Annotated in this window: 12 protein-coding genes; 6 read left to right on the forward strand and 6 right to left on the reverse strand. The window is 36.8% G+C overall.

All coding sequences use genetic code 11. The features are described 5' to 3' along the window. The first annotated feature begins 34 nt into the window (after nucleotides 1-34). Entirely contained in the window at nucleotides 35-454 is a 420-nt protein-coding gene (locus P176_RS0100460) for a thiol-disulfide oxidoreductase DCC family protein (RefSeq protein WP_026752855.1), read from the forward strand. Nucleotides 455-743: 289 nt separating this feature from the next. Here the strand turns inward: P176_RS0100460 and P176_RS0100465 are convergent, their stop codons facing one another. Then, nucleotides 744-2,186, reverse strand: coding sequence for a dicarboxylate/amino acid:cation symporter (locus P176_RS0100465; protein WP_026752856.1), 1,443 nt, complete (start codon nucleotides 2,184-2,186; stop codon nucleotides 744-746). An 81-nt stretch (nucleotides 2,187-2,267) separates the two neighbouring features. After that, entirely contained in the window at nucleotides 2,268-3,329 is a 1,062-nt protein-coding gene (gene aroC, locus P176_RS0100470) for a chorismate synthase (protein WP_026752857.1), read from the reverse strand. Nucleotides 3,330-3,514: 185 nt separating this feature from the next. Here aroC and P176_RS0100475 point away from each other — a divergent pair, with 185 nt between their 5' ends. Further along, entirely contained in the window at nucleotides 3,515-4,384 is an 870-nt protein-coding gene (locus P176_RS0100475) for a UDP-2,3-diacylglucosamine diphosphatase (RefSeq protein ID WP_026752858.1), read from the forward strand. Here P176_RS0100475 and P176_RS0100480 read toward each other — a convergent pair. Beyond that, the gene (locus P176_RS0100480; protein ID WP_026752859.1) at nucleotides 4,376-7,303 is read right to left on the reverse strand and encodes an FAD-binding and (Fe-S)-binding domain-containing protein; all 2,928 of its coding nucleotides are present in this window, start codon (nucleotides 7,301-7,303) and stop codon (nucleotides 4,376-4,378) included. The genes P176_RS0100475 and P176_RS0100480 overlap by 9 nt on opposite strands. A gap of 139 nt (nucleotides 7,304-7,442) precedes the next feature. Here P176_RS0100480 and P176_RS0100485 point away from each other — a divergent pair, with 139 nt between their 5' ends. Next, complete coding sequence (locus P176_RS0100485) at nucleotides 7,443-7,943, forward strand: hypothetical protein (protein ID WP_026752860.1); 501 nt, start codon at nucleotides 7,443-7,445, stop codon at nucleotides 7,941-7,943. Between the two features lie 56 nt (nucleotides 7,944-7,999). On the opposite strand, the gene P176_RS0100490 is transcribed toward P176_RS0100485, so the two are convergent. The 3 genes from P176_RS0100490 to P176_RS0100500 form a co-directional block, all read right to left on the reverse strand. Beyond that, nucleotides 8,000-8,518, reverse strand: coding sequence for a DinB family protein (locus P176_RS0100490; RefSeq protein ID WP_369793735.1), 519 nt, complete (start codon nucleotides 8,516-8,518; stop codon nucleotides 8,000-8,002). 77 nt (nucleotides 8,519-8,595) lie between these two features. Continuing rightward, nucleotides 8,596-9,075: an Lrp/AsnC family transcriptional regulator gene (locus P176_RS0100495; RefSeq protein WP_026752862.1), complete on the reverse strand. Its 480-nt coding sequence runs from the start codon at nucleotides 9,073-9,075 to the stop codon at nucleotides 8,596-8,598. 64 nt (nucleotides 9,076-9,139) lie between these two features. Next, on the reverse strand, nucleotides 9,140-10,279 hold the full coding sequence (locus tag P176_RS0100500) for a M14 family zinc carboxypeptidase (RefSeq protein WP_026752863.1): 1,140 nt from the start codon (nucleotides 10,277-10,279) through the stop codon (nucleotides 9,140-9,142). Between the two features lie 293 nt (nucleotides 10,280-10,572). Here P176_RS0100500 and P176_RS0100505 point away from each other — a divergent pair, with 293 nt between their 5' ends. The 3 genes from P176_RS0100505 (at nucleotide 10,573) to P176_RS0100515 (ending at nucleotide 12,223) form a co-directional block, all read left to right on the forward strand. Beyond that, nucleotides 10,573-10,962 (forward strand): helix-turn-helix transcriptional regulator, encoded by a 390-nt coding sequence (locus P176_RS0100505; RefSeq protein WP_026752864.1) that lies wholly within the window; start codon nucleotides 10,573-10,575, stop codon nucleotides 10,960-10,962. A 72-nt stretch (nucleotides 10,963-11,034) separates the two neighbouring features. After that, on the forward strand, nucleotides 11,035-11,421 hold the full coding sequence (locus tag P176_RS0100510; RefSeq protein WP_026752865.1) for a hypothetical protein: 387 nt from the start codon (nucleotides 11,035-11,037) through the stop codon (nucleotides 11,419-11,421). Nucleotide 11,422: 1 nt separating this feature from the next. Next, the gene (locus tag P176_RS0100515; protein ID WP_026752866.1) at nucleotides 11,423-12,223 is read left to right on the forward strand and encodes a TerC family protein; all 801 of its coding nucleotides are present in this window, start codon (nucleotides 11,423-11,425) and stop codon (nucleotides 12,221-12,223) included. Nucleotides 12,224-12,280: the final 57 nt, after the last annotated feature.

A 12,280-nucleotide genomic window follows, 5' to 3' on the forward strand; every position in this document is an offset into this window, starting at 1 on the left:
GTCATGTTACCAATGTGTGATATATCTTTAACAAATGAATGAAACGGTACCAAATAACAAAAAACTGATTCTATTTGACGGTGTTTGCAATCTCTGCAATGCGGCCATTCAATATATTATTAAGCACGATACTCAAAATCAATTTTTATTTGCGCCTTTACAAGGCGAAACTGCCAAAACCATTATTGATGAGTTTGATGTGGATACCGAAAAGATAGATTCTATTCTACTTTACTCAAAAGACAAAGGCCTCTCCATGAAATCGACTGCTGCGCTTCAGATTTCTAAACATTTAGGATTTCCCAGAAACGTCATGTCTATATTCTTAATTGTGCCAGCGTTTATTAGAAATTGGGTGTATGACTATATCGCTAAGAACAGATACCAATGGTTTGGAAAAAAAGAAAACTGCATGATCCCAACACCTGAACTGAAGGCTAAATTTTTGGATTAGTGGTGAAATACATTCATATAAATACAAAAGTCCAATCTTTCGAAAGGACTTTTATACTTAACAACTAATTAAACTTTAAAATAATTTAATCAAAAAAAAATGCTTTTATAGCACTGATTAATAGCACATTATTAATTCAAAGATAATAGAGGTTACAAAATCATCACAACATTTTCGACCAATGACCTCAAAATTTTGTTTAAGGTTCTTAAAATGCAAAAATCATCTTTGAGGTGCACGTTTCAGGGATAGATAAAAGTTAGAAATCTGTATCCCAATCAGAATAATTTTAAGAATCTAAATCGAATGTTTCAGCAGGGTCCTTTTCTTTATAGTTTAGCATATTTTCGCCATCAGCAATAATTGAACATACTGTCGCATCACCTGTGACATTTACTACAGTTCTAAACATATCAAGAATGCGATCTACTGGAAAAATGATGGCAATCCATGCAGGGTTTAAACCTACTGAACTTAAGACGATAATTAGCATCACCAAACCTGCACTAGGTACAGCTGCAGAACCAATAGACGCCAATGTTGCTGTGAGCACCACGGTGAGTTGTTGACCAATAGTTAAATCAATCATGTGGATTTGCGCTAAGAAAATAACCGCAACAGCTTGATAAAGACTAGTACCGTCCATATTAACGGTCGCACCGATTGGTAAAACAAAACTGCTGATTTTTTTATCGACTCCTAAATTTTGCTCCACACATTCCATAGTTACAGGCAATGTTGCCGCACTACTAGATGTAGAAAATGCCAAGGTTTGCGCCGGACTCATGGATTTGAAAAATCCGGTATACGGAATTTGCTTCACAAATAATTTTAGAATTAAAGGATAGATGACGAAAATCATCATCAACAAGCCCACAAGAACGGTTAATGAATACCAACTCAAACTTTTAAATATTTCGAGTACTTTTCCAATATCATTTCCAGCCATTTTAGACACTACACCTGCCAATAATGCAAACACAAAAAATGGTGCCGCTTGCATCACAATATCCACCATTTTGAGAAACACCTCATTAATACCATCTACTAATTTTAGAACAGGTTTTGACTTATCAGAAGGAATAAACAATAAACACACCCCAAAAAATATGGCGAAAAATATAATTTGAAGCATTCTTCCGTTATCTGCTAAGGATGAGAAAAAATTGTCTGGTACAATATCAACTAAAGGCTGTAATGGCGTGGACTCTTTACTTTTTTCAGCAGTTTGCATTTTATCGGCAACAGAGGCTTCTTTAAGCTCACTTTTGGATAATTCTGAAATTTCTTGGGCACGCTCCAAAAAGGCTGGATCCTTTAAATAATTAATTCCATCTTTAATTTGATAGCCTTCAGCATCTGCCCAAATTTCGTAGCTGATACGGTTATCTATACGGCTTTGCTCGTCCATCAATTTACCGGGCTTAAAGGTGTTTACCAATAGTAAGCCTAAAGATATGGCCATGATTGTTGTCAAAAGATAGATCCCTAAAGTCTTCCCTCCCATTCGTCCTAAACTTGAAGGATCTCCAATATTAGCAACACCACTTATAATCGAAAATAAAACCAGCGGTACCGCAATTAGTTTTAGCAGATTGATGAAAATCGTCCCAAATGGATCAATCCAATTTATAGTAAAAGCACTCCATCCCATGGAGCTTGAAATTAAAGCCCAAATGATGCCGAGCACCATACCAATGATAATTTTCCAATGTAATGCTAGTTTCTTCATGAAATTTATTTTCGTCCTGTTGAAAGAATATTATAGTTTTATGTTAGAAGGTCAATCTAATATCGAATCCGAACCAATTGTCTAAGCCTCTTGCTTTCTTAGTAATGTGTAATCGGCCAAAACCAATGCTGCCATAGCTTCCACGATGGGGATTGCTCTAGGCACTACACAGGGATCATGCCTACCTTTACCCTGCATTTCAACAATATTGCCGTCACTATCTAGAGTGTCTTGTTTTTGAATAACTGTAGCAACTGGCTTAAAAGCGACTCTAAAATAAATGTCCATCCCGTTAGAAATACCACCTTGCACCCCTCCAGAATGGTTGGTTTTAGTAGAGCCGTCTTGGTTAAATAGGTCATTATGCTCAGAACCTTTTAAGCTTGCCCCTTCAAAACCACTACCATATTCAAACCCTTTTACAGCATTGATTGATAGCATGGCCTTCCCTAACTCTGCATGTAATTTATCAAATACAGGCTCCCCAAGACCTACCGGTACATTTTGAATGACACAAGTAATAATACCCCCAACAGTATCACCATCTTTCTTAATCGCTTTTATTTTAGAAATCATTTGTTCTGCAACCATCGCATCTGGACAACGAACCGTGTTACTTTCTATTTGAGAAAAGTCTAAGTCCTGATAGGGTTTTTCTAGATGAATGTCACCAACTGAAGAGGTAAAGGCGTTAATTTTTATCTTTGAAATCATTTGCTTGGCAATAGCGCCTGCGACAACGCGACATGCCGTTTCTCTGGCAGAACTGCGCCCGCCTCCTCGATAATCTCTAACACCGTATTTTTTCTCGTAAGTATAATCGGCATGGCTGGGACGGTAAACCTCTTTGATATGCGAATAATCCCTAGATTTTTGATTGGTATTTTCAATCGTAAAACCAATGGGAGTTCCTGTTGTTACGCCTTCAAAAACCCCAGATAGAAATACCACGCTATCTGGCTCTTTACGTTGAGTTACAATATCAGACTGACCTGGTTTTCTGCGATTCATTTCATTTTGAATGGCCTCAAAGTCCAACTTTAACCCAGCTGGGCAACCATCTATAATACCGCCAATTGCTGCGCCATGAGACTCTCCAAAGGTGGTGAGCTTAAATAATTTTCCGAAGGAATTTCCTGCCATACCTGCTATTTTTAGCTAAAATAACCTTAAAAACACAGAATTAAAAACCGAAATCCATAAACGAACAATCTCGGCTTATAAATCGAGTAACATTAGCTTAACAATTTGCTCATTGTTTGTTAATTAGGAAAATATCTCTAAGTCAAATTGAATCAATTTATTTGTAGTTATAAAACCAGAAGTTCTTGAAAAACAGGAGAAAAGTTGAAATAGCAGTCATATCAGACGTTCACCTTGGTACATACGGGTGTCACGCCAAACAACTATTAACTTATCTCAACAGCATACAGCCTAAAAAAATGATTCTTAACGGTGATATTATCGACATTTGGCAGTTCAATAAGCGCTACTTTCCAAAATCCCATTTAAGAGTCATCAAAAAAATCATGGACATGTCTGCTGACGGTGTAGAAATTATTTACATCACAGGAAACCACGATGAAATGTTACGGAAATTTAGCGACATGACTATTGGCAACATCTCCATTGTAGATAAAATTGTACTAGAACTTGATGGTAAAAAAGCGTGGTTCTTTCACGGTGATGTGTTTGACGTCTCTATTCAAAATGCCAAGTGGCTTGCAAAACTCGGCGGCTATGGCTATGACTTCCTTATCCTACTTAATCGTCTTGTTAACTGGTGCCTAGATAAAATGGGCAAAGAAAAGTATTCACTTTCAAAGAAGATTAAAAACGGTGTAAAAGGCGCTATAAAATACATCAATGACTTTGAAAAAGTAGCCTCTGACCTCGCTATTGAAAACGGTTATGATTATGTAATTTGCGGACATATCCATCAGCCCAAAATGGTGACCATGCAAAACAAATGGGGCAAGACCACCTATTTAAACTCTGGAGATTGGATCGAAAATTTCACTGCTTTAGAATATCAATTTAAGCGTTGGAAAATCTACAATTATAACAATGATAAGTTAAGAGCCTTTTACGCAGACGAAGACATTAAGGATATGAACGTCAAAGATCTTATTGCTGCCATTACCGTGGTTCAACCTGAACAAAAGAAAAAGAAAAAAAAGAAAGCAAAGCTAGATTAAGGCTTTTCGTAAAATACTTATAGGGTGCAGCGCCTCTCTTCCTGTGCCATCTTTAATTTGATGCCTACAACTCGTCCCATTGGCAGCTATGAGAACCTCCTCTTCTGCCTTTCTTATTGCAGGAAACAGCGTTTGCTCACCGATCTGCATACTCACTTCATAATGCTCCTTTTCATAACCAAAACTACCTGCCATTCCGCAACAACCACTCGGGATGATGGTAACACTGTAGTTTGAAGGAAGACTTAACATCGCAAAACTTGACTTTTGGTTGACCATCGCTTTTTGATGACAATGGCCGTGAAATTTTATCTTTTTTGTTTCTGAAGAAAATTGTTCAGGCTGAATGTGACCTAATTTTATTTCAGATTGAATGAATTCTTCAATTAAGAACGTGTGCTTTGCAATGTGCACCGCAGAAGTCTTATCATCAGCGAGACGTAAATATTCATCCTTAAAGGTTAAAATAGCTGAAGGCTCAATACCAATTAGCGGCGCATTTTCTGAAATCAATCCTTTAAAAATAGACACATTCGCATTAGCTACTTTTTTAGCTTGTTCTAATAATCCTTTTGACAAAAAGGACCGACCTGATTCGTTGTGCTTCACCAACCTCACGTCATAATTTAAACGGGCTAATAGCTCAATGGCATCAATGCCAATATTTGTGTCTAAATGGTTGGTAAATTCATCAACAAAAAGATAAACTGTTTTTACGTACTCGTCTCTATATATTTGATTAATATGCTTTTTATGCCATTTATATAAACTTTCAGTTGAAACTAAAGGCAAGGTCCGTTGAGAAGCAATGTCAAACGATTTTTTTAAAGAATTACTAGTAATCGAATTAGAAAAAACGAAATTTGTGAGTGCCGGGATCAGACTCCCTAACGCATTTAATCTATTATTATAAGCAAAGAGTTTTGTACGCCAACTCATGCCGTTTGATTTTTGGTATTGATATTGAAACTCAGCCTTCAAACTCGCCACGTCCACACTACTAGGACACTCTGTTGCACAGGCCTTACAGCTCAAACAAAGGTCAAATACGTCTTTTAATTCTTCATGATCAAACTTATTGGCTTTATCAGACCTCGTCAAGAACTCCCGTAAGGCATTGGCTCTCGCTCTTGTAGTATCTTTTTCATTTCTTGTGGCTCTGTAACTAGGGCACATCGTACCCCCAAATTCAGGTAATTTCCTGCAATCTCCTGAACCGTTGCATTTCTCCGCCTCTCTTAAAATACCTTTAGAAGAAGAAAAATCCATTAGCGTTTCTATATCAGGCTCAACGCGATCTGGAGTATAGCGAAAAGCAGCATCCATAGGGAAAGCATCTACTATTTTACCGGGATTAAAAATGTTCTCAGGATCAAAAGCCGCTTTTATTCTCTTTAAAATGGCATAATTAGCATCTCCAATCATCATTGGTATAAACTCAGCTCTCACAATACCGTCGCCATGCTCACCACTCATAGAGCCGCCATATTGCTTCACCAAATGCGCAACATCTGTGGTTATTTTCCTGAATTTGACCACGTCGGCTCCTTTTTTAAGATTGAGTATGGGTCTTAAATGCAACTCACCAGCACCAGCGTGGGCATAATAAACGGGCCTTTGCTTATAAGTAGTCATCAATTTTGAAAAATCGGCAATATAATTTGATAAATCTGGCAATGCTACAGCCGTATCCTCAATGCAAGCCACAGCTTTCTCATCTCCAATCATATTACCTAAAAGACCAAGCCCCGCTTTTCGAAGATCCATTGCTTTATCAATATCCGCCCCTTCAAGCACTGGAGCGGCATAACTCAATTGCGACTCGTGCAGACTTGTCAATAATTCAGCAGAGCGCTTAGCTGTATCCGTTTTAGATGTTCCTCGGATTTCGCATAGTAAAATAGCCTGCGGATCTCCCTCCACAAACTCACGATTGACTTGCTGGGCCTTATTGTGTTTTGTGAGATCAAGAATGGTTTTATCCATCATCTCACAACCGTATAAATCATGCTGCATTACCAATGCTACCGACGTTAAACAATCTTCAATACTTCGGAAATGAGCTGCCACAATTAAGGTTTCCGAAGGTGGTAACTCATCAAGCTTCAACGTGATCTGAGTAGTAAATGCAAGTGTTCCTTCACTTCCAGCAAGCAATGCACACATGTTAAAAGGGCTTTCTTCAGTTGAGAATGCACTAGTTTTGATAAGCTCATCAATAGCATACCCTGTATTTCTTCTATGAATCTCTGATTTGGGAAATTGAGACCGAATTTGATTTTGGACCGTTTCCGAAGACAACTCTGTTTTTAAAACCTTGTAGACATGACCCTCCATGGTTTTGAGTTCTGTTTTTGCTTCAAACTCTACAGCAGATAAGTCAGAAAAAACAACCTCAGTTCCGTCCGCCATTAAGGTGTGTAATTTCAAAACTTTATCCCGCGTCACCCCGAATTTAATTGAAGTGGTGCCAGAGGAATTATTTCCAACCATACCTCCTATCATACAACGATTGGACGTCGAGGTATTGGGCCCGAAAAACAAACCGAATGGCTTTAAATAACTGTTTAGCTCGTCACGAACAACACCAGGCTGTACCGTTACAGTTTTTTCTTTCTCATTGATATCTAGAATCCTGTTGAAGTATTTAGAGGTGTCCACTATAATCCCCCTACCCACACACTGCCCTGCTAGTGAAGTGCCAGCAGTTCTTGGAATTAGGGAGACACGGTGTTGCGTCGCAAAATCGATAAGCTGCTTCAAATCAGACGTACTCTTCGGAACAGCCACCGCCAAGGGCATCATTCGATAAACCGATGCGTCTGTGGCATATAACGACCTCATTAAATCATCTACAAACAATTCTCCTGACAGGTTAGCCTCAAGCTCTTGTAGCGCAACGTTGATTTCCTTTGACATTTGAGTTAATACTTACTTGAAAATTGTTATAAAATTGTCTTAAAAACAATCAACCTCATTAATTTTAACATAGTTTTGATCCGTTAAAAATGACGACGACCATTCGTTGTCAATATAAGTTAAATATAAATTCAACAATATGAAAAAAGTAATTTTATTAACCATGACCGTTCTTGGTTTTACATTAATGTCTAACGCTCAAGAGATCTCTGAAAACGCGATAGGACTACGTTTAGGTGATAGTGATGGTTTTGGAGCAGAAGTATCTTACCAAAGAGGTTTAGGCGATAATAATCGTTTAGAATTTGATTTAGGATTAAGAAGCGGTAAAAATTATGACGGCTTTAAATTAGCAGGTTTATACCAATGGGTATGGAACATTGATGGCGGATTTAACTGGTATGCTGGAGCCGGCGCAGGTTTAGCATCATACAGCTTTGACAAAGATGATCGTTTTGATAGAAATGATGATAGCCAAACATTTGTATTTGCTGCTGGTGACGTTGGTATTGAATACAATTTTGATATCCCATTACTATTGTCTCTTGACTTTAGACCTGAGATAGGCTTTGGTGACGGCAATTACGGTAACGATGATCTTGACTTCGATATCGCTTTAGGGATTAGATATCAATTCTAGTCACAAAAGACATAAAGCAAATAAAAAAGCCACCCCTATCGGGTGACTTTTTTTATTTAAAGATATTTTTCTTTTATAATTTGGCAATGATGCATCTCATGACCAATAATGATAAAACCACAAGCCCTTACCGACAAACTGTTGTTACTTGCTGTCCCCATCTTTAATAACATATCTGCACTAAAGCTGTTAAACAGCATTAGCGTCGATAAACGCACCGCCTTATACTCGTTAACGAGATCATGCATAGAACGATCATTAGCGTCACAATTTACTACATAAGCCTCATGATCAAAGCCAGGAAAGAGCGTTTGATCACCTCTCGAAATGCATAATGCTCGATACCCAAAAACACGTTCGGTATCTATAAGATGCTGCAAGATTTCTTTAATTGTCCATTTACCTTCAGCATAACTAAAGTTAAGTTTATCCTCGGGAACACCCTCAAAAAATTTAATTGTATCGTTGCCTTTTACCTTTAAGCCTTCATACAGATCAAGGCTTCCAGTTCTTTGAATATAAGATTGGTAAAATAAATTATATTCGTCATTGTTTAAATCATCTTTTGTCATCATCAACTCAATTTATTAAAAAACAAAAAACCCTTTAACACGAATGAAAAAGGGTTTTAATACGTTATATATTCTCAATGCTATAGGTCATTAAAAATGGTATGCATCAAACGTTTTTTATCGTTGATACTTTCCTCCATAGAGATCATTGTTTCGGTTCTGTAGATACCTTCAATATCATCTAACATAAAGATGATATCCTTAGCATGAGACGTGTTTTTAGCTCTCACTTTACAAAAGATATTGAATTTCCCTGTAGTGATATGCGCAACAGTAACATGAGGAATTTCAGCAATACGTTCTAAAACGAATTTGGTCTGAGACGTATTATTTAAAAACACGCCAACATATGCAATAAAAGCATAGCCAAGTTTTTTATAATCCAAAGTTAAAGACGACCCCTTAATGATGCCCGCTTCTTCCATTTTCTTAACTCTCACGTGAACCGTCCCTGCTGAAATCACCAATTTTTTTGCAATATCAGTAAAAGGAATCCTGGTATTGTCAATTAACATATCTAAAATCTGATGATCAACGTCATCCAATTTAAATTTTGCCATTTTTTAGTTTTATTAGATTTTCTACAAAAATAGAGCATTTTCACTAAAGATATACAACAATAATTCAGATATTTTTTGGTTTTAGTGCGAATTTCTCATTATTCATCATTACGAAATCGATTTCGGAATCCACTTTTAAAGGCTCTCCAATTCCTGACAAGACCTCTAAACCATTGGCATCGATTTCCATATGACCATAAAAATTACTTAAATCATCAATACGTACCACTTTAGGGCAAAAATCAACATTGTCAGCCTCCAATCGCTCTTCATATTGTATGGCAATATCTCCAAGTGCCGAATTCCGAATCACAATATCATAAAAACATTTTTCATTATTAGGAATATCAAAATACCCTTGAACATCACCTTTAAGCGTTTTAGCAATAGCGATATGCCTCACAACTACTAAAAGAGAGTGACAGATAAGCTCACGGGTGTTTTCTCGAGAATAATCGTTATCCATATGTCCTGCCTCAAACAACACTGTAGGAACATGTAGCGATTGAAAGGTATCACCAACGCAGTTCGCGTTAAATGAATCATCATAAATACCTACAGAGGCAGGAATCTGCTGTTGAAGCTGAGCATTCATTACAGCTATGAGCTCCATTGCGATTTTTCTTGTTTGCGTGATACTCCGTAATTCATCCTGTGCGGGAGACAAAAAGGACACGGTTGCAGACTGACCAGTAAGACCTGCACCAAAAATGGTTCGCTGCCCATGCAGATTGAAGCAGAAATCAGGACTAAAATCATTAAACACCCCTCTAAGAACCTTGCTTTCTGGCTGTGAGAGTTGTTGTGCATCTCGATTTAAGTCTACGCTATTTGCATTTTCTCGAGTATAAGCTTTTGCTCCATCTGGATTTAAAATAGGAATGATCTTGATTTCACACTGGTCCAGAATTAAATCAGAAACCGCATTATCGCCCTCAAGAATGTTCAGCAGATCAAATACCGCCTTAGTGGTAGTACTTTCATTACCGTGCATCTGAGACCACATCAATATTTTTTTCGAACCTTTTCCTATGGTTATGGAAATAATATCTCGACCCTGAACCGATTTTCCTATAACATCAATCTTGCTTTTTTGGATTGCACCGCTAAGCCATTTTTCAATGGAACCGTTATGAATATAACGCCCAAAAAGAGAAGGCTCTTTATAGCGCTTGAATAGATTTTTTAATTGCTCTGCGTTCATGTATTTCAATTGAGGTTACAAAGGTAAACAATTGGAATATTACAATTGTAAACATTAAGAAGTGATGCTTCATAGATTAATTAGTTACATTTGTAATCATTTTATAGAGGCGTGTTGCACGTAAAACACTAGTGATTTAAAATTAACTTATAAAATATTTAAAATCAATATTATATAATACATATTATAAAGTATTAGTTTATTAAAATATAATAGTTTGCAAAGTAAATTTCTTTTATAATTTAGATATGTTTACTTTTGTAAAGGGCTTACCACCAAAAACAGAGTTTACAATGATCAACAACGAAGAATTTATAATTAGGCTTCAAAAAGTGATTGATTTTTACGGCGAATCTGCATCCTCTTTTGCTGAAAAAATTGGTGTGCAACGTTCAAGTATTTCACATATTCTTTCGGGCAGAAATAAGCCAAGTTTAGATTTTGTACTGAAGGTACTTTCCTCCTTTCCTGATGTAGAATTGTATTGGCTGCTAAATGGCAAAGGCACTTTTCCTTCCTCATCAGAAAAGCAAACGACCGTAACTCCAGATGCTCCTATTTCCGAAGCACCAAAACCGGTAAAAGAAATGATACCACAAGTTTCAAATTCTGGCGATAGATCTATTGAGCGTATTGTGATTTTTTACAAAGACGGAACATTTAAAAATTTTGAACAATTTTGATTTGCGTTAGTAATTGAACGCTTTTGATATCTGTGAGTGTATTGTGTTTCGTAATTTTGCAAAAATGTTTTTATGGAACGAATTGCAACGGGATTAGCGTTACTGCTTTGTTTAAGCTGTTATCAAGTAGAACGCGATTGTTCTGACTTTAAAACGGGTACGTTTGAATTTACGTATCAAGTAGACGGCGTTGACAAAAAAGGAGAATTTGTACGAACTGAGGAGCTAAATATCGATTATTACGAGAATAAAGTAGATTCTGCTTCCGTACGATGGATCAACGACTGTGAGTTTGTATTAACGAAGCTTAACCCCAAAAATAAGTCTGAAGAAAAGGCCATTCACTTCAAAATTCTAACCACCAATAAAGATTCATATACCTTTGAATATCAGTTAGCCATGAAAGATCCGTATAAGAAAAAAAGGATAGAAAAGGGTACAGCAACAAAAATCAAATAATATGTGGGAATTTCTTTTAAGTAGTGACGCTGTTTTTGCGCTTCTAACTTTAACTTTTTTAGAGATTATCTTAGGAATAGACAATATTGTTTTTATATCTATTGCCGCTAATAAATTACCTGAAAATCAACGCTCTAAAGCAACAAATATTGGTTTGCTATTAGCGATGGTACAGCGTATTTTACTCTTGTTTTTTGTATCCTTCTTAATTGGATTATCTGAGCCTTTCTTTTCCTTTGATAGTAGTTGGCTAACCATTAACGTGAGTTGGCAGGCCATTATCTTATTTGGCGGTGGATTATTTTTAATTTATAAAAGCACTTCTGAAATAAGAGAAAAGGCCTCGAGGCCAGACGAGGATGAAGAAGAGTTAAAATCGAAAAAAATCACCTCTTTAACTCAAGCCGTCATTCAAATACTGCTTATTGATTTTATTTTCTCGATAGATTCTATTTTAACAGCGGTTGGGATGACCAATGGCTTGCACCCTAATCACAATTACACCCTGATTTTAATGATTGTTGCGGTAATGATCTCGATTGGCATCATGATTGGATTTGCCAACGGTATTCGAAGATTTATCGATAAAAACCCAAGTATTCAAATGTTAGGTTTGGCGTTTCTAATATTGATTGGTTTTATGTTGATCACAGAGGCAGCTCATCTTTCGGATACGAAACTCTTTGGAAACAAAGTGGGCGCAATTCCTAAAGGATATCTCTATTTTGCCATCGCCTTTTCACTTTTTGTTGAGTTTTTGAATTTCAAAATCACATCGAACAAGAACAAATTGAAAGAGTAAATGATCAAATTCTTATTTCCTGATCTAAATCGGAAAGACCGACACACGTTTTGTAAA

Origin of the sequence: Sediminibacter sp. Hel_I_10 (assembly GCF_000688335.1) — a bacterium.
Classification (GTDB): Bacteria; Bacteroidota; Bacteroidia; order Flavobacteriales; family Flavobacteriaceae; genus Psychroserpens.